Origin of the sequence: Amycolatopsis sp. FU40 (genome assembly GCF_021903635.1) — a bacterium.
Classification (GTDB): Bacteria; Actinomycetota; Actinomycetes; order Mycobacteriales; family Pseudonocardiaceae; genus Amycolatopsis; species Amycolatopsis dendrobii.
The window spans coordinates 3,443,210-3,460,680 of sequence record NZ_CP091381.1 but is presented as its reverse complement, the minus strand read 5'-3'; the positions used below and the strand labels follow the sequence as shown (position 1 = coordinate 3,460,680).

At 71.1% G+C, this 17,471-nt stretch carries 15 protein-coding genes and 4 tRNA genes; 4 read left to right on the top strand and 15 right to left on the bottom strand.

What is annotated here, in order from left to right:
* Positions 1-26 precede the first annotated feature (26 nt).
* Positions 27-755: a hypothetical protein gene (locus L3Q65_RS16845; RefSeq protein WP_237600203.1), complete on the top strand. Its 729-nt coding sequence runs from the start codon at positions 27-29 to the stop codon at positions 753-755.
* 378 nt (positions 756-1,133) lie between these two features.
* Here the strand turns inward: L3Q65_RS16845 and L3Q65_RS16840 are convergent, their stop codons facing one another.
* A complete protein-coding gene (locus tag L3Q65_RS16840; protein WP_237600202.1) occupies positions 1,134-2,450 on the bottom strand; it encodes a nitrous oxide reductase family maturation protein NosD in 1,317 nt (438 codons plus the stop codon).
* A 209-nt stretch (positions 2,451-2,659) separates the two neighbouring features.
* Between L3Q65_RS16840 and L3Q65_RS16835 the strand changes: the two genes are divergently transcribed.
* Complete coding sequence (locus tag L3Q65_RS16835; protein WP_237600201.1) at positions 2,660-2,797, top strand: hypothetical protein; 138 nt, start codon at positions 2,660-2,662, stop codon at positions 2,795-2,797.
* Positions 2,784-3,905 (top strand): Dyp-type peroxidase, encoded by a 1,122-nt coding sequence (locus tag L3Q65_RS16830; protein ID WP_182895915.1) that lies wholly within the window; start codon positions 2,784-2,786, stop codon positions 3,903-3,905. The genes L3Q65_RS16835 and L3Q65_RS16830 overlap by 14 nt, the downstream gene beginning before the upstream one ends.
* Positions 3,906-3,956: 51 nt before the next feature.
* On the opposite strand, the gene L3Q65_RS16825 is transcribed toward L3Q65_RS16830, so the two are convergent.
* The 4 genes from L3Q65_RS16825 to L3Q65_RS16810 all read right to left on the bottom strand — a co-directional run bounded on the left by L3Q65_RS16825 (position 3,957) and on the right by L3Q65_RS16810 (position 4,761).
* Positions 3,957-4,031 (bottom strand) — tRNA-Val (locus tag L3Q65_RS16825).
* 1 nt (position 4,032) lies between these two features.
* A tRNA-Cys gene (locus tag L3Q65_RS16820) sits at positions 4,033-4,103 on the bottom strand.
* A 21-nt stretch (positions 4,104-4,124) separates the two neighbouring features.
* Positions 4,125-4,197: transfer RNA gene (locus L3Q65_RS16815), tRNA-Gly, on the bottom strand.
* A 138-nt stretch (positions 4,198-4,335) separates the two neighbouring features.
* The gene (locus L3Q65_RS16810) at positions 4,336-4,761 is read right to left on the bottom strand and encodes an SsgA family sporulation/cell division regulator (protein ID WP_005159130.1); all 426 of its coding nucleotides are present in this window, start codon (positions 4,759-4,761) and stop codon (positions 4,336-4,338) included.
* 391 nt (positions 4,762-5,152) lie between these two features.
* Between L3Q65_RS16810 and L3Q65_RS16805 the strand changes: the two genes are divergently transcribed.
* Positions 5,153-5,224, top strand: a tRNA-Val gene (locus tag L3Q65_RS16805).
* 464 nt (positions 5,225-5,688) lie between these two features.
* Here the strand turns inward: L3Q65_RS16805 and L3Q65_RS16800 are convergent.
* The 10 genes from L3Q65_RS16800 to L3Q65_RS16755 all read right to left on the bottom strand — a co-directional run bounded on the left by L3Q65_RS16800 (position 5,689) and on the right by L3Q65_RS16755 (position 17,419).
* The gene (locus L3Q65_RS16800; RefSeq protein WP_237600200.1) at positions 5,689-6,501 is read right to left on the bottom strand and encodes an MOSC domain-containing protein; all 813 of its coding nucleotides are present in this window, start codon (positions 6,499-6,501) and stop codon (positions 5,689-5,691) included.
* The gene (locus L3Q65_RS16795) at positions 6,498-7,298 is read right to left on the bottom strand and encodes a GNAT family N-acetyltransferase (protein ID WP_182895913.1); all 801 of its coding nucleotides are present in this window, start codon (positions 7,296-7,298) and stop codon (positions 6,498-6,500) included. The genes L3Q65_RS16800 and L3Q65_RS16795 overlap by 4 nt, the downstream gene beginning before the upstream one ends.
* Before the next feature lie 9 nt (positions 7,299-7,307).
* Complete coding sequence (locus L3Q65_RS16790; RefSeq protein ID WP_182895912.1) at positions 7,308-8,342, bottom strand: inosamine-phosphate amidinotransferase 1; 1,035 nt, start codon at positions 8,340-8,342, stop codon at positions 7,308-7,310.
* Positions 8,339-9,100 (bottom strand): SDR family NAD(P)-dependent oxidoreductase, encoded by a 762-nt coding sequence (locus L3Q65_RS16785; protein ID WP_182895911.1) that lies wholly within the window; start codon positions 9,098-9,100, stop codon positions 8,339-8,341. Before L3Q65_RS16785 ends, L3Q65_RS16790 begins: the two co-directional genes overlap by 4 nt.
* Positions 9,097-9,795, bottom strand: a complete 699-nt coding sequence (gntA, locus tag L3Q65_RS16780; protein WP_255751361.1) for a guanitoxin biosynthesis heme-dependent pre-guanitoxin N-hydroxylase GntA — start codon at positions 9,793-9,795, stop codon at positions 9,097-9,099. Before gntA ends, L3Q65_RS16785 begins: the two co-directional genes overlap by 4 nt.
* A 113-nt stretch (positions 9,796-9,908) precedes the next feature.
* Positions 9,909-11,441 (bottom strand): amino acid adenylation domain-containing protein, encoded by a 1,533-nt coding sequence (locus L3Q65_RS16775; RefSeq protein ID WP_237600198.1) that lies wholly within the window; start codon positions 11,439-11,441, stop codon positions 9,909-9,911.
* Positions 11,442-11,447: 6 nt separating this feature from the next.
* Positions 11,448-11,660, bottom strand: coding sequence for an MbtH family protein (locus L3Q65_RS16770; protein ID WP_182895908.1), 213 nt, complete (start codon positions 11,658-11,660; stop codon positions 11,448-11,450).
* A 43-nt stretch (positions 11,661-11,703) separates the two neighbouring features.
* Positions 11,704-15,549, bottom strand: a complete 3,846-nt coding sequence (locus tag L3Q65_RS16765; protein ID WP_237600197.1) for an amino acid adenylation domain-containing protein — start codon at positions 15,547-15,549, stop codon at positions 11,704-11,706.
* Between the two features lie 77 nt (positions 15,550-15,626).
* Positions 15,627-15,911: a phosphopantetheine-binding protein gene (locus L3Q65_RS16760; RefSeq protein WP_237600196.1), complete on the bottom strand. Its 285-nt coding sequence runs from the start codon at positions 15,909-15,911 to the stop codon at positions 15,627-15,629.
* Complete coding sequence (locus tag L3Q65_RS16755; RefSeq protein ID WP_237600195.1) at positions 15,908-17,419, bottom strand: FAD-binding oxidoreductase; 1,512 nt, start codon at positions 17,417-17,419, stop codon at positions 15,908-15,910. The genes L3Q65_RS16760 and L3Q65_RS16755 overlap by 4 nt, the downstream gene beginning before the upstream one ends.
* Positions 17,420-17,471 lie beyond the last annotated feature (52 nt).

Below are 17,471 nucleotides of genomic sequence, written 5' to 3'. Positions count from 1 at the left end.
CGAAAACCCTGCTACGGTCACTCGCTGTGCTGGGAAAACGGATAGCGCGCCGATGGATCGTCGTCGCCGCGGCAGTGACAGTCGCGCTCGGCGCAGGAATATTCTGGTATGCCGCCGCGGGTTCGAAGAATTCCGGACCGCGCGCGGTCACCGCGGACGAGGCGAGCAGGCTCGCGATCGCGCGATTCCGCAATTACCGGAAACAGGCTCGCGCGGTGACGATCAGTGTCCCCGGCGCGGCGGGCGAACTCGTGATCACCGGTTCGGCCGATTATCGTGCCAAGGCCGGTTACGGAGTGCTGAAAGGCAACGGCCGCAACGACTCCGGCAATGGTCTGATCCGGTGGACGGCCACCCGGATCGAACTCCGGCCGCTGCCCGTCGTCCCGGATGCGCCTCCGGAGAAACCGCCTTCGGACGGCTGGTTCGCCCGCCCGCTCAATCCGTCCGCGGGCGCGCTGGACCGCGCATTGGCCATTCTTCTCGGCCTCGGCAGCGACCGTCCGGACAACGCGCAATTGCTTCCGCAGAACGGCGCCGAATGGGTAGCGGCCGATCAGGTGAACGGACACCCGGTCGACGTCTTCACCGGCCCGGATTCCCGGGACCGCCCCGGCAGCGCGGGAAAAGTCCGGTACTGGCTCGACGCGGACGGCCTCATGTACCGGGTGCAGGCGGCGATCCCGGGGGAGACGAATCCGGTCGTTATTTCTTTCGACGCACACGAAATCATTGCGATGCCGTCTGCGCGGTGAGTTTTCCTTGGCGGTCACCGGAACGAGGCTTCTCGCCGGCACGGAGCACGGGCTGACAAGGCTGGTCGCGGGGGTCGGCTCCGCATCGCGCGTCGGGCCGGCTGGCAAGGGGCGAAACCCCTGCGGGCGCAGTGGCGGGCGGTGCGCGAAGCTGTTCCCGCTCGATGGGTGCGGGCCCGTGGGCAGGTGCGTGAGGGGCACCCTCGGGGAAGCAGATTCCTCAGGGTTCCCCTGGCGTACGTCAGCGGGAGCGGGGGAGGCCGCGCAGCCCGGCTGGCGCCGCGCATCGCCGTAGCGAGGCCGCGCACAACAGCTGCCGAGAAGCCCCATGCGGTGCACGCCTGGGTTCGCGCCGCCGCGACCTGCGAGGTCGCAGTCCTATGCGGCGGTCACCGAGGCGCGGTCCGCCAGCAACGACGCCGCCGGCGCCTGGATCTGCGCGACGTCCGGAAACTCCGGCACGGCCGGGACGACCGTAGGTCCGGCCGTGCGCGCGTCCGGAAACTGCGGCTGTGACGGCGGTGCCGCGACCTCGGTGAACGGAATTCCCGCAGGCGGTTTCGCCCTGGTCCACATTCCGGAAGGCGAGGCGGCGGTCGCGGGACAAGCCGCGTTCGTCGGCAGTCCTTCCGGAATCGTGTGCAGTGCTCCGGAATCAAGGCAGTTTCCGCTGCCCTTGGTCGCGCCGGGGAAGGTCCAGCCGACGTCGATGCCGTTCGCCGCGAAGACGTCGCCGGCGATCCGGTTGTCCTTCGGCGGCACGTCCTGGGTCGCGGTGAGGACGAGCCCGGCGTTCGGGTTCCCGGCGATCCGGTTGCGCAGCACCTGGTTGCCGCTGCCGCCGTCGATGCCGATCCCGATGCCCCAGCCGCCGTCGGCCTGCTCCGGTGTGGCCGCCTGCCCGTTGGCCGCGACCAGATTTCCGGCGAGCACGGAGTTCTGCTGCGGCAACAGCTTCTCCTGGTGATCGGAGTTGGCGGTCGCCCCGACCCGGTTGCCGCTGAACCGGTTCCCGACGACGTACATCTCGCCGCTGGCGTTCGTGCCCTCGAACCCGACCGCGTTGAGTTCCGCGACGTTGCCCCGCACCACCGTCCGGCAGGGTTGGCATTGGCCGACATAGATTCCGGAATCAGCGCCGCCAGATGCGTAAGACTGCTCGATCACTCCGTTCTGTGCGGAAAACGCATAGATTCCGTAGAGACCGTTGCGGGTGGCGGTGACGTGCGAGACCAGGAACGCACTGAGGAACCGGATCGGCTCGTCGCCGGTGTCGTACCCGCCGCCGTGCCCCGGCAGCCCGTCGGCCGCTTTGACCGAACCGGTGACGAGCACGCCGTTCTGCGTGTGATTCCGGACTGTCAGGTTCTCGACGGCAACGCCCGGCGCGGACACGACGACGCCGTTGTCGCGCTTCAACTGACCGTCGACGACCACTTTCTCCCGCACTTCGCCGCGCAGCGTGACCCGCGGCGTCGTGATCTTCACCGTTTCGTGGTACTCGCCTGGCGCGACGAGCACGAGATCTCCCGCCCGCGCCAGGGAAACAGCGGCGGAAATGGTCGGCGCGTCGGCGGGAACGCGGATCGTCACGCCCGTCCCGTCCGGACGGCGGCCCTCGGCGGAGGAAGAACCACACCCGCCGGCCAATGCGGCGGACAGCCCCAGGATCGCCACCATGGCGGGAAAACGCATGCGCCCAGTCTGGCATGAGCGCCGGATTCCGTTGGGGTGATTGTCCGTGGGGTTCGCGGTCGTGCGCTTGGTTGGGCGGGGCTGGGTGCTGGATGCGAACTCGGCGGGAGTTTTCTGCTGGGCGTGCGGGGGAGAGGGTTGGCGATGGGATGGGCGGTCGCGTGGCTGGCCGCCAGGCCGGGCTTGCCGGGGGGTGTCTCGTCGGGTGCGTGGGCGAGGCGATCGGGATGGGGGTCGGCGCTCGGGTGCCCGACCTGGCCGGGCTGTCGGTCGACCACCCGTTTCGCCGCGCCGAATTCGCCTGCGGCACGGGAATCTGTCACGCTGCCCGTCGTGAATTCCGCTGAGCGCCGCCCTTCCCGGCGCGCTTTTCTCGGGGCGGCCGTGACCGCCGGACTCGCCGCCGGTTGCCATGCGGCGCCTGTGCCCGACGCCGGAAACCGGCCCGGCCCGATTCCGCACACTGGTGCGCATCAAGCCGGGATTGTTGCGCCGCAGCAACCGCAATCGCATCTGTTGGTCGTCACAGCTGATGTTTCCGTTGCGCCGGGACCGCTTCTCGCCGAATTGGGGCGTCGCGTTCTGGCGGTGACCGCGGGAAAGGACGAGCGCCTGCTGGGCTTGCCCGCGGGCGACTTGACCGTGACGGTCGGCGTCGGGCCGAGGCTGGTTCAGGCCGTCGATCCGCACCTGCCCGGGGCGAAGGACCTCCCTCCGGCGGCCCGCGAAGCGATCGCTCCGGCAGACCGCGGCGGGGATCTGCTGCTTCAGCTCTGCGCCGGCGACCCGCTGGTCCCGCCGATCGCCGCGGCCGCGCTCCTGGCGACGCCGGGCGTGCGCGAGCGCTGGCGGCAATCCGGCGCGCGCGGACCGCACATCCCGGTCTCGGACGGGCAGACTGCGCCGCGGAACGTCCTGGGGTTTGTCGACGGGATCGTCGGTCCGCGCACGCCGGCCGAGCAGCAGCGGGATCTGTGGCTGGCGGGCCCGGCCCCGGTGGCGGGCGGCACGATCGCGGTCGTCCGGCGGATGGTGCTCGACGTGGCGCGGTTCGCGGCGTTGCCGGTGGCGGAGCAGGAGGCTGTGTTCGGCCGACGGAGGGACACCGGGGTTCCGCTGTCGGGCGGGAGCATCGCCGACGGGCCGGAGCTGGGCGCGAAGACTCCGGACGGCCGCTACCTCGTCCCCGCGGGCGCCCATGTCCGCCGGGCGCACGCGAACGTCGTGGGCGCGGGGCTCATGCTGCGCCGCAGCTACAGCATGGACGCGCCGGCGCCCGGCCTGCTCTTCGTGAGCTTCCAGAACGATCTGCACACGTTCACCGCCACACTGGCGAGCATGGAAGCCGCGGACGCGCTGCTGCCGTTCACGACCACCACCGCGAGCGGGACCTTCCTGGTCCTTCCCGGGTTCGACGAGCGGCGGCCGCTGGGTTCGATCCTGTTCCCGTCGTGAGCGGGGGATACGAAAAAAGCCCTGCTTCTCCGAGGAGAAGCAGGGCGAAGGTGGTGCGCGATACTGGGATTGAACCAGTGACCTCTTCCGTGTCAGGGAAGCGCTCTCCCGCTGAGCTAATCGCGCGAGGTGGAGACGGGATTCGAACCCGTGTACACGGCTTTGCAGGCCGTTGCCTCGCCTCTCGGCCACTCCACCGCATGGGGCTTGAGCCCTCCGAGCGGACGACGGGATTCGAACCCGCGACCCTCACCTTGGCAAGGTGATGCGCTACCAGCTGCGCTACGTCCGCACTACCGTGGCTTCGAGGCGGTGCCGGGAATCTCGTGATTTCGGCTCGCACCCCGTCGCCGTGGTGTGAAGAAACCATATCCGACCCCGGCAACCGTCGCGGCACCGGGGGGTTGTTGGCCCGTTCCCGGGCCGGTGATCAGGCCAGATCGTTCGGGATCAGGTGGGTGAGCGCGTCGTCGACGTCGACCCACAGGTGCTCGTTGCCCGGCAGCACGACGTCGTACGTGCGGTCCAGGAAATCGGCCAGCTCCTGCGCGGACGCCTCGAACATGGCGTGCCCGGACGGCGAGTTCAGCTCGATCAGGACCGACTCCGGGTCCTCCACCGAGGGCCGGATGCGGACGTCCCCGTCGCCCGCGTCGGCGAGGAGGCCGTCGGCGAGCAGGTCGCGCGCGTAGACCCATTCGACCCAGCCCGCCCGGCCGGTGCGGAAAGCGGCGACGACGGCATAGGGGTCGCGGGTGTCGTAGCGCAGCTCCACCTTCACCGGAACCGCCGGGGTCCGCGGCGCCAGCAGGTCGAAGACCGCCGTCGAGCGGAGCGTCACGTGATCGTTGCGCATCGTCCTACCCTTCGTCTCCCTTCCCGGCCCGGACGACCGAGGACAACGGTGAGACGCACCAGGAGCCCGGATCCGTCGCGAGTGCGCTCGAGATCACCCGTTCGAGACCGTCTGCCCCGAGGTCCGTCCGGTCCGTCGCCGTCCGTGCCGCGCAGCCTTCAGCGGGCGCCCGGTGGGGAGCCACCAGTACATCTTGCGCGGTTCGGCCGCTGTGCGATAGCACCGTCGCACGGATGTCGCGGACGGCCGCACGCGCCCCCGCCGGTGCAAGGCCTTGGTTAGCTCGGGGTTGTTCGGACGGTATTCGCTGGCAGACGCGCTGTAGTCGGATCAAACCACCCGTTTGCAGGCCCCCGAAAGTCGTGGGGTAGGCTGGGCACGCACCGCGAGCGGGCGATTAGCTCAGCGGGAGAGCGCTTCGTTCACACCGAAGAGGTCACTGGTTCGATCCCAGTATCGCCCACAGCACCCTGCGACGGCCTGCCAGCGAACTTCGCGGCAGGCCGTTTCTCGTATCGGCGGCGGTGCGGAAATGCGCCGGCAGGCGGCCCGTGGTCGACGCGGCAACGCGGGTGCCTGGCCGAACCCAACGCCGGACGGCCGGGCGAGGTCCTTTGCGAAAGCGAATTCGACGCGCGCGCGGAAGGTTCACGCGAGGACGACGCCTGGGCCGGGGCATCCGCGACACGGCGAGGATGCCCCCAGCCCAGGCGCCAGCCAGGCTGCTGGCCCGTGCGTGGGCGGCTCAAGGGCCGAGCGCCCCGCGAGTCCGGCCAGGGCACCGGAAATCCGCGCTGCGCGACGGCAGGCTTCCCGTCGCGCCAGCCGTGCTGCAACGGCGGCGAACCGGATCGTCCCGCCCCTCTCCGCGGCAGCCCACGCCGTCCCGCGCCACGCGACGGGAGGCGCGGCGGGCCGGATCCCCGGTCAGCCCGCGCCGTCGGCCTGCACCGCGACCGGCACGGTCACCGGGTCGCCGCAGCGCACGGAGCCGGGGCGGAGCACCGCGGCGTACGTCCCGAACATGGCTCCGGTCTCGCGGATGATGGAGCGCAGCACCTCCCGGTCCTTGGGGAGGCCGCGCTGCGGCTGCGAGACCATGACGCACCGCTGGCAGAGGCTGGTCACTTCGAGGACGGCCTGGCCGATCCGCAGCTCGTCGCCCACCTCGCCCTCTCCGGACCGGGCGGCAGGGCTCGCGGAAGGGACACGATCAGCGGCAGGGCCCGGCGCGAGCACGATGTTCGGCCGGAACCGGCGCAGGTCCCAGTCTCCGCCGGGGTGCCAGCCCTTCGCCTTCCGCAGCGAGTCCCGGCTCAGCAGGTGCACCGGGGAATCGTCGACGAAGCCCCAGGCGGGCAGGTCGAAGGTGGCCAGCTCGGCCGACCCGTCCGGATCGCCCTGGTACTCCTCGACCGCGACCGCGCGCCCGACCGGGCGTTCCAGCCGCACCGGCTGGCCCAGCCACCGGCCGAGGACGGCCTCCGCGTCCGGCTCGTCGGTGCGCACGACCGGCCCGCCCGGCACCGCGATCTCCGCCTCCCCGCCGAGCCAGCGCGCCGTGGCGTCGAGCAGTTGCGGGACGCGCTTGGCCGTCAGCACCCGGCCGGTGGCGACGGCGACGACGGCGAACGCGCGATCGCCGACCACCACGCGGTCGAGCACCAGCTCGGCGACCTGCTCCCCGCCCATCGACTTCACCGGGTAGCGCCACAATTCCGCTACCGCCGGCGCGTTCACAGGTCCAGCACCAGGTTCGCGGCGGGCCGCGAGATGCACAGCAGGACGCTGCCCTCGCCGGGGTCCACCTCCGGCCGCACGTGATAGCTCACGGTGCCGCGCTTCAGCACGCTGCTGCAGGTGCCGCACACGCCGCCCCGGCACAGCGAAGCGGTGTCGATGTCGTTCTTCTCGGCGAAGGCCAGCAGCGAATCGCATCCGTCGTCCCACACCGCCTCCAGGCCGGAGAGCTCGAACCGCACCCGCAGCTCGGTGATGAGCGGCAGCGCGTCGATGCTGTCCGAGGCCCGCACGGTCGGCCGCACCATGGGAATCGACTTCCGCTCGGGATCCAGCATCGCCAGCCGCTCGGCGGGCAGCGGCGCGGGGTCCGTCTGCGCGAATCCGTGCCGGGCGAACCAGCTCTTGGTCGTCTTGGTGAACACGACCGCGGTGGGAAACCCTTCCGATTCCAGCACGATCAGCATGCTGGCCAGCAGGAACCCGCCGATGCCGAGGCTCTGCCAGCGGCCGTCGACCACGACGTTGAAGATCTCGGCCAGGTCGGCGAAGCGGCGGATCCCGGCGCACGCCACCACTTTCCGGTCGACCTCGACGACGTAGAACTCCCCGGCGTCGGTGTCGAACAGCTCCAGATCGCGCGCTATCAGGCCGCCCGTCGCCACGAACGGCTTGGACAGCTCGTACATCGCGAAGGCGTCGTCGCGCTCGGCCTCGCGGAACGTGGCGTCGATGATCTCGTCCCCGCCCTGGCTCACGATGACCTCGAACCGCGCTCGTTTCCTTTCGTCTGACACGGTGTCCCCTCAGAGGTAGGACGTGAGTTCGCCCGCACGGCGCACGTCGGCGCTGCAGCAGTGGAATCCGCCGCCGAAGGTGCGGCCGTGGCGGTACGGCACCGGGATCGCGGTGAAGCCCGCGGACTCCAGCAGTTTCGCGAGCCCCTTCTGCGCCTGCGGCACGATGACCGTGTCCTGGTCGACGGACAGGATGTTCATGCCGATCCAGGTGGAGGCGCGCGGCCATCCGAAGCCGAAACCGTCGTCCTGCGGATCGTCGAACCACAGGGTCTTCCAGCCGCGGAACGGCTCCGGAACGCGGTCCTCGTCCAGCCGCCCGGCGTTCGCCAGCAGCACGCCGGGCTTGAGCACGTGCAGGGTCGTGCCGACGTGGTCGGAGCTGATCGCGATCTCGTGCACGCGGTAGTCCGGTCCCAGCGCCCGGGCCAGCCAGGCCGCGCCGAGGCGGTTGCCGGTGTTGCTCACGTTGAAGAACAGGTCGCTGCCGCACCGGATGATGTTGGCCGCGTCGAACAGCGGCTCGAGCTCGCCGAGCACCGGGGTGCCCGACTCGTCGTACTGGTAGGTCTCGTCGAGCAGCTGCGGCCTTGGCGCCGCGAGCCAGCCCGCACCGGTTTCGAAGTACTCGCGCAGCAGCTTGCGGTAGGGGAAGGTCTCGGCGTACCGGGCGCGCATGGCCATCGGCGCCTCGATCACAGTCTCGCCGACGACCAGCAGGCAGTCCCGCGGCATCAAGGCGTGGTTGGCGGTGCTCTTCCACTCCAGGACGCCGATCGGCCTGCTGTGGTCGGCCCGTTCCGGCCGGCGCACCCGCACTCCGAGGTCTTCCAGGGTGCTGACCAGCGCCTGCAAGTCCTCTTCGGTTTCCTCGACGACCCTGGCCAGGGTGGCGGGGGAGACCGCTTCGGATTCGGCGCCGAGCGGCGGTTCGAAGAAGTGCTTCAGGGAGTTGTCGACCGGCGGGAAGCTGAATCCCTCGGCGCTGCCGACGACGATCTCCTCGAGCTTGTCGAAGTCGTTGAACGAACGGACTGCGCTCATTGCGAGTTCCTCTCTTGGGTGGCGCGGCTGAGGGCCAGCCCGAAGGGCTGATCGACCGACATCAGTTCGACGTAGTTCACGTTCACGTGCGCCGGCGTCTCGCACGCCCAGAGGACGGTGTCCGCGACGTCGTCGGGAGTCAGCGGGCTGATGCCCTCGTACAGGGCGTCCGCTTTGGCCTGGTCGCCGCCGAAGCGCACGAGGGCGAATTCCGAGCGCACCATCCCCGGCGCCACGCAGGTCACCCGGATGCCCGAACCCTGGACGTCCGCCCGGAGGTTCGCCGACAGGTGGTGGACGAAGGCCTTGGAAGCCGCGTAGACGTTGCCGCCGTAGAACGCGTACTCGGCGGCCAGCGACCCGATGTTGACGATGTGTCCCGCCCCGGCTTCGCGCATGCCGGGCAGCGCGGCGCGCGTGCAGGCGAGCAGGCCCGCGATGTTCGTGTCGAGCATCGTCTGCCAGGCGTCGGGATCCCCGTCGTCGAGCGGCCCGAGGCCGAGGGACAGCCCGGCGTTGTTGACCAGCACGTCGATCCCGTCCAAAGCGGCGAAGGCCTGTTCGACCGCGGGCCGGTCCCGCACGTCGACGGCCAGCGCGCGCACCCGGTCGGAGCCGAAATCGGTTGCCAGGTCGGCGAAACGGCCGGCCCGGCGGGCGAGCAGCGCCACCCGGCGGCCCTTTTTCAGGAACCGTTCGGCGACGGCGCGGCCGATGCCCGCCGAGGCTCCCGTGATCACGATCCAGCCGTCGGTCATCGCGCGTCCTTTCGTTCGGGGCCGCCGGTGCGCGGCCGGAAGGGGCAGGTCCAGTCCGCCGGGACCGCGCGGCCGGAGTACTGCCCGGCTTCGGACCGCTCGCCGAAGTCCGAGAGGTTGGGGTTGATCGATCCCTGGAGCGCCATTTCCCGCGTCCGCACCTCGTTCCGGATGCGTCCGTAGATCCCGCGCTCGCGCAGCCGCTCGAACTGCACGTGCGAGTTGAAGACGAGGGCGGGATGGCTGAACTGGCGGGTGATGCGCGAGGAATTCGCGTGCAGCCCGACCACGAAGAAGGCCTGTCCGGCGATGCTGAAGGCGAAGCGGTCGGACGCCGGGGCCGGATCGGCGAAGTCCGACCAGGCGAAGCGGTCGGCGTCCCGGTCGTGCAACCCCTGCAGCTGCTCCCACACGAGCGTTTCGAATCCGGTCTCGTCGAGGCCGAACGGCCCGTCGAAGGTGGCGATGAACGTCGCGAGCAATTCGTGGATTTCGTCGCGGTGCAAGGAGAAATCGGTGACTGCCGCGGACAGTTCGCCGGTGGTCTCGGGCGTGCCCATCGGCCCGAAATGGCGGTGCACCACGCTTTCGCGCAGCCACGCCGTTTTCGCTGCCACGCAAGAGAACGTGTCGCCAAGGAGCTTCACTCCGAGCGCGGCGCCGATCTCCTCGGGCTCTCTTCCCCCGGTTGTCATGGTGTTGTCACTCCCCGGTCCGTCTGATGCGGTCGCGCCTGGCACTGGCCGACGGATGTCCAGTGCTCGCGCTGATTCCGGCTTCGGAAGCCGATGTTCGGAGCCGCCCGCGGTCAGCCGCCGTACACGAGATCGGCGACCGGGAACTTCGCGAGCGCGGCGCGGTCGACCTTTCCCGGGCGGTTGAGCGGCAATTCGTCCAGCCACACGAAAAAGCGAGGGACCATGTGGCCCGGCAGCCGTTCGCGCAGGTGCCGCACCAGATCCTCGTCGGCGGACGGCGTGCCGGCGAGGAAGGCGACGACGGCCGTCCCGCCCGGAGCGTCCTCGCGCACCAGCATCACGGCGTCGGCGACGCCGGGGCACTGGAGCAGGGCGTGCTCCACCTCGCCGGTCTCCACCCGGAAACCGTTGATCTTCACCTGGTCGTCGATCCGGCCGTGGAAGACGAGGTCCCCGTCCGGCTGCAGGACGACCCGGTCTCCGGTCGCGTACATCCGCTCGCCGGGGGCGGGGGAGTACGGGTCGGGCAGGAACGCCCGCGCCGTCCGGGCGGGCAGGCCGAGGTATCCCCGGGCGAGTGCCGGGCCGGCGAGGAACAGCTGCCCGATCTCGCCTGCCGGGACCTGGCGCAGTTCCTCGTCGAGCACGTAGGTGCGCACGTTCCGGATCGCCTTGCCGATCGGGGCCCGTTGCGGCGTCGAGGAAAGGCACCGGTACCAGGTGACGGCGACCGAGGCTTCGGTCGGGCCGTAACAGTTCTGGACGACCATCGAGCCGGCGGCGTCCGCGAGGCCGCGGCCGTCCAGCTGCGAACTCCCGGCCGCGACGAGCCGCACCCCGGCTTTGGCCAGGCGCGGCAGGAGGGATTCGCCGTACGGTCCGACCATCGCCGCCGGGATGTCCAGCACCGTGGCGCCGAGCGTGCGGGCCTCGTGCACGATCCGGGTCGCCGGCAGTTCGCCCTGCTGCGGGACGGCGACGGCGGCTCCGCAGCACAGGGCCATCAGGCAGTCCTGCATCGTGATGTCGACGGTCGCCGGGGACGTCCACAGGACGGCGTCGTCCGGGCGGATCAGGTCCAGGTCGTCGCGGCTGGCCAGGATCAGGTTGACGATGCCCTCGTGCGGGACGCCGACCACTTTCGGGCGGCCGGTCGAGCCGGACGTCGTGATCGCGTACGCCAGGTCCTGCGCCGCCGGCACGGGCAGGCCGTCTCCCGTTCCGGGTTCGTCCCGGAGCGTGGGGTCGTCGAGGAGTTGGACGCCCGGCAGCCGGTCGTCGGGGGAGAGGGCGAGGGTCAGCTCGCAGCCGACGTCCTGGAGGATCTCCCGGTTGCGGGCGGGCGGGTCGTCGGGGTCGAGCGGAAGGCATGCCGCGCCGGACCGCATCGTCGCCACGATGCCGATCAAGGCGGCGGCGCCGCGCGGGATCGGCATCCCGACGATCTTGTCCGGGCCCGCGCCGAGGCGGCTGAGCCGATGCGCCAGCCGGGCCGTTTCGCGGCCGAACTCGGCGTAGGTCCACGAGCGTTCGGCGGTCCGCACGGCCGTGGCGTCCGGGCGGGTCCGGACCTGGTGCTCGAACAGCTCGCAGACTGTCCGGGGACCGGGCCGGTCCGCTCCGGTCTGACGGGAATCGTCCATGGCTCGCTAACTCCTCGATGCGGTTTCCGCGGCCAGGCGAAGGCTCAGCGGCCGCAGGTCGGTCCAGATTTCGTCGATGTGCGCGAGACAGTCCTCTTCGGACCCGGTCCGGCCTTCGTCCCGCCAGCCGGCCGGAAGATCGCGCCCGGACGGCCAGATCGAGTACTGCTCCTCGTCGTTGACCACGACGCGGAACTCGCGCTGCGTGTCGTCGAACATGCGGTGCCTGCTCTCCTTGTCCGTCAGTCCTGGGGTCCGTCAGTCAGTCCTTGCCGAGCACCCATGCGACGGCTTCGGGAAGCGCTGCTTCCCAAGCGGCATAGGTGTGGCCTCCGTCGCCGTATTCGTCGCGGACGGCGTGGCACTGTCCGCTCAGCTCCGCGGCGACCTTCTTGGTCGCCTCCAGCAGGCTGAGCCCGTCGTCGAGTTCGATGTCCGCTTCCTCCTGGCCCGCGGCGAGGAAGAGCCGGGCCGGACGGGGCGCGCCGGCGTCCGGAACGAGTTCGTAGTCGGTGAAGGGGCCGGAAATGCCGACGGCGCCGTCGAAACGGTCCGGGCGGCGCAAGGCGGCGCGGACGGCGGCGATGGCGCCGAGGCTCGCGCCGAGCGCGGTGACCCGTTCGCCCTGCCACCGGTCGCCGAGCCAATCGCGAAGGTGCGGCACCAGCTCGTCGGCGAGCACGTCGACGTACGCGTCGTCGAGCAGTTCCGCCCGGCGGGCCGACCAGTCGGCGGGGCTCAGGAAAATCGCCGCGGTCGGCGGGACGCGCCCGGCGAGGGCGAGCCGGTCGAGAATCGCCGGGAACCGCATGACGTCCACGAATTCCGAACCGTCGAGCACCACCAGGGCCCGGGCGACCGGCTCGTCCGGCTCTGCGGCGGACACGAACAGATCCACCCGGCGGCTCCCGCCGAGGGCCTGGCTGTGCCAGCTCTGCCGCTCCAGGCGGTGTTCCCGGGACGCGGCACCGAGATCCGGCGAGCTCTCGCCCGACAACGCCTGCGCGTACGACGCGGGCGTCCGATGGTCGAGCATGAGCCGGAGCGAGACCTCGCGTCCGAGGAGTTGCCGGATCGCCGCGGTCGCCCGGGGCACCAGCAAGGAATGGCCGCCGTGCTCGAAGAAGTCGCCCGCCGCGGGGATCGGGCGGCCGAGCACTGCCGACCAAGCCTCCGCGACCCGGGCCTCGAGGCCGGTCTCCGGGGGCGGTGCTTCGGCGGTGCCGGACGGTCCCAGCGGGATCGCGGCGAGCGCGGCCCGGTCGGCTTTGTTGTTGGCGGTCAACGGGATTCGCGGAACTTCGACGATGTGGTCGGGAACCAGGTAGGCGGGCAAGGACTCGCGAAGCTCCCGGCGCACCGCGTCCAGGCCGACCTCGCCGGAGGCCACGACGTAAGCCGCCAGGCACGGTCCGGTCTCCAGTTCCGCGCGCAGCACGATCGCGGAGGAGACACCGGGGCTGCGCAGCAGCGCGTGCTCGATTTCGCTCGTCTCGATCCGGAAGCCGCGGATCTTCACCTGGCGGTCGGTCCGCCCGAGGAAGTCGATCTCCCCGTCGGCCAGGTACCGGCCCGCGTCCCCGGTGCGGTACATGCGCGATCCCGGCGGCCCGTGCGGATCGGGGACGAACTTGTCCGCGGTCAGCCCGGGACGTCCGAGGTAGCCGCGGGCGAGGCCGTCGCCTGCCAGGCAGATCTCGCCCGGCATCCCGACCGGGCAGTGGGCGAGGTTCCGGTCGAGGACGTAGACGCGGGTGTGCGGGACGGCGTGGCCGATGGGGACCCGGCCGGCCCCGGGGCGGCCCTCGAACACGGTGGCCAGCACGGTGCTTTCGGTCGGCCCGTACGAGGCGGTCACCCGGCAGCCGGGCAGCAGGTCAAGCGCCGCGGCGAAGCTCTTCGGATTGACGACGTCCCCGCCGACGACGAGCTGGCGCAGCCCGGCCAGCGCCTGGATTCCGCGCTCTACCAGGAGATCGAGCTGCGGGGAGACCAGTTTCAGGGTCGTGACGCCGTGGTCGCGCACGAGCGTTTCGAGGTCCTCCTGCAGCGTTCCGGTGTCCGCCACCACGACGCATCCGCCGTTCGCCAGCGCGGTCCACTCGAGCACGGCGACGTCGAAGGTCAGCGGCCCGGCCTGGAGGAACGTCGTGCCGGGACCGGTCTCGAGGTAGCGCGGCGCTCCCGCGACCAGCCTGCTCAGCCCTCGGTGGGGGATCGCGACCGACTTGGGGGCGCCGGTGGAACCCGACGTGGAAATCAGGTACGCCAGGTTGCCCGGCCGCGCGGCCAGGGGGAGATCCCCGGTCTCGGCGCCGGTCAGATCGGGGGCGCCGCGGCCGAATTCGAGTACCGGCCCGATGTTCGCCGGAAGTGTGGTGCGCAACGACGGGCTGACCACCGTGAGGACCGCGCTGGAGTCGCTCAACAGGAAGCGCAGCCGGCCGGCGGGGAAACCGGGGTCCAGCGGCAGATAAGCGCCGCCGCATTTGGCGATGGCGAGCAGAACCACGTAGCGCTCGACGCTGTGCTCTAGGCACACGCCGACGATCCGCTCCGGTCCGACGCCGAGGGTGCTCAGGTGCCGGGCCAGCTGGTTCGCTCGTTCGTTCAGCTCCCGGTAGGACAGCGTTCCGTCGGCTCCGGCGACTGCGGGGGCCTCGCCCCGGGAAGCAGCCTGTGCCTGGAAAAGCTCGACGACGGTGGCTTCCGGGGCGGGGCTCGGGTCGTTGCGCGCGTGCAGGAGTTCGAGCTCCCGCGCCGAAACCAGGGCGAATTCGCGCAGCGGGCGTTCGGGTTCGGCCACTGCCTGCTCGACCAGCCGGATGTACCGGGCGGTCATCGCCTCGATCGGAGCCCGGTCGAACAGGTCCTGGCGGTAGAGGAAGGTGACCTCGATGCCGCCGTCGGCGGGCAGCGTGGTGACGGAGAGGTCGAACCGCGCGGTGGTCGGTATTTCGGGACGCCACAGGGAAAGCGCGCCGTCCGACTCCATCAGGTCCACCCGGTCGCCCGCGTGGTTCAGCACCGCGTCGAACACCGGATTGCGCTGCGACCGCGCCCCGTCGCCCGCCGCGCCCGCGATCTGCTCGAAGGGCGCGTCCTGGTGTGCGTCCGCGGCCATCCACGCGTCGCGGGCGCGGACGATGAGGTCGCGGAAGGTCAGGTCCGGTCCGTCCAGCCGGATCCGGACCGGAACCGTGTTGATGAAGAACCCGACGAGATCTTGCAGGTCGGGATGCGGGCGGTCGGAGACGATCGCGCCGAGGACGACGTCGTCCGAACCGGTGTAGGCGCTCATCGTCGCCGCCAGCGCGGCCAGCACCACGATGAACGGGGTGGCGCGGGCTCGCCAGGCCAGGTCCGTCAGCGCGGAGGCGGTCTCCTCGGACAGGCGGGCGACGACGGTGTCGCCCGCCCCGTCCGCGGCGGCCGGACGCGGCCGGTCCAGCGGAAGCTCCGGCCGTTCGTGGCCGGCCAAGGCGTCCCGCCACCAGCCGAGCAGCTGCGCGAGCCGCTCTTCGGTGCGGAATTTCCGTTGCCACGCGGCGTAATCGCCGTACTGGACCGGGAGTTCCGGCAACTGCGCGGGCCGGTTTTCCACGGCCGCCGCGTACAACTCGGCGAGGTCGCGCGAGAGCACGTCCATCGACGCGCGGTCGGTGACGATGTGGTGCATGACCACGCACAGCCGCGGGCCGTCGTCGAATTCGGCGGCGATCACCCGGAACAGCGGCGGCCGCGCGAGGTCGAACGGCCGGGCGGCGGCGGTGTCGAGGGCCGCGCGCCAGTCCCGGCCCGCCCAGTCGACCGGGACGGCGACCTCGTCGAGGACCTCCAGGGCGACCGTCCCGTCCGGACGCGGGGCGAACCTCGTCCGCAGCAGTTCGTGCCTGCGGACGAGCCCGGCCAGCGCCGCGCCGAGCGCCGCGGGGTCCAGGCCCCGGGGGAACTTCCAGCCCTCCAGGATGTGGTACTGCCCGTTCGCGGGATCCAGCTGGTGGACCCACCAGAGCCGCTCCTGTCCCGCGGCGGGCGGGCGGCCGCCCGCCGCGGGCTCGCGGACCAGCGGGAACGGATTCGCCGGCCGCCGCTCTCGTCGAGGCATGATGACGCTGGGCTCCTCTCGAGGGTGCGATGAGTGCGCCGCGAACCGGTGCGGGCAGCGGCGGTGCGAAGCGGCGGTCAGGTCCGCGCGGGCGTCTCTTCCCCGTGGACCCCCTGCCGGACCGACTCGACCGCGGCGACGATGCCGTTCACCGAAGCGAAGGTCTCGGCGTTGAGCCGGTCGGCGGGCAGTTCGACGTCCAGCGCGTCCTCGATCTCCAGCATCAGGCCCATGCAGGTGAGCGAGGTCATGCCCAGGTTCCAGAGGTCTTCGTCGGGGCGCAGTTCGCGATGGCCGAGGTTGAGGTGCTTCGCGGTGAGCGTCGCGACGAGATCCCGGGCGGACTCCTGCGGCGCGCTCATCGCGCCGCTCCGGCCGCGCCGGCGACCGAGGCCAATGCGGAAGCGTTGCCGCGCAGGCGGTTCAGGTAGCGGGCGATCCGCCGGCCGCCGACGAGGCTGCCCTCGGCGTACCAGAGCACGTCGGGGCCGAACGCGTAGTCGGTGCCGAAGTGCTCGAAGGCCTCCCGGCCCCGGGTGCGGTAGTAGGCCGCCAGCTGCGTGGTCGTCATCTGCGGCGCGGCCTCCGCGCCGGTCTCGAACCAGGCGGCGAGGCTGTGCACCACGTACTCCTCGATGGACTCCTCGACCGTCCTGACCTGGATCGGGCGGCGCACCGGGTTGAACATCGAGTCGATGAGCCCCGGCTGGCCCTGCAGCTCGTTCGCGACGTGGCTCGCCAGCAGCGGCGCGCAGTGGAAACCGTCGCGGTAGGTGCCGGTCATCAGGTAGAGGCCGTCCAGCGGCAGCCAGCCGATCATCGGGAAGCCGTCGAAGGTCACCGGGCGGTTCCCGCTGAGCCAGCTCACGACCTCGTGCCGCGCGATCTGCTCGTCCAGCTGCTGCATCGCGTACTGGGCGAGGTAGCGCGCGTCGCCGACCCAGGTGACGCTGGAAATGTCGTCGACGAGGCGGTTGGTCGCGCCGAGGTACTCGCGGCCGTTCCCGGCGGGCACCACGTGCAGGCCGCACGCGAAGCCGCGGTTCGGGGTCCGCACCACGCTGCGGAACGGCTCGCCGCCGGTGCGCTTGGCGAGCATCGCGAAGCCGAGGCCCGCGATCATGGGGATGAGTTCGAGGTCCTCGGCCGCGGTGCGCACCAGGTTCTCGCTGCTCGCCCCGGTCGCGACGACCACGGTCCCGGCCTCGATGACGTGGCCGTCGGCGAGCTCGACCCCGGTCACCGCTTCGCCGTCCTTGATCAGCCGGCGCACGACCGCGTCGACGCGGGTCGCGCCGATCTCGTCGAGCCGTGCCTCGAGCGCGGCGAGCACGCCGCGGGCGTCCACGGCTCCCTCGCCCGGCACGTGAATGGAGCGCAGCGACCGGGCGTCGGTCCTCGGCTTGAAGCCCGGGATCTCCTTCGGGTCGATCTCCGACCACGGCTTGCCGTACTCGTCGAGCGCCTTGATCATCGCCTCGAAGTTGATCGTGTCCAGCTCCGCGCCGATGGCGTTGAGGACCACGTGCGATTCGGCGGCGGTCTGCAGCGGGGAGCCGGTCTTGGAGTACGGCTCGAGCCTGCTGAGCACGTCCGGCCAGCGCTCGTGCGCTCGCAGGCCGATTTCGAACCTCGTCCGCGAGGCGTGGGTCTTCAGCGAGTCCGCGGTCACCTCGCCGAAGCAGCCGAGCATGGCGCCGGCGGCCTTGCTCGCCCCGGCGTCGCGGTCGTCCGGGCCGACCACGACGATCGAGCCCGCCTTGCGCTCGATCAGCTCCTCGGCGAGGAACAGTCCGAGCGCGCCGTTGCCGACGATGACGACGTCGGCCTGCTTCGGCTTTTCCGGGTTGGCAGAGTTCGGGCGTTGCATCGTTCCTCCGTGTGTTCCAGTGGGATTCAGCTGGCGCCAGGAGCGGTTCGGC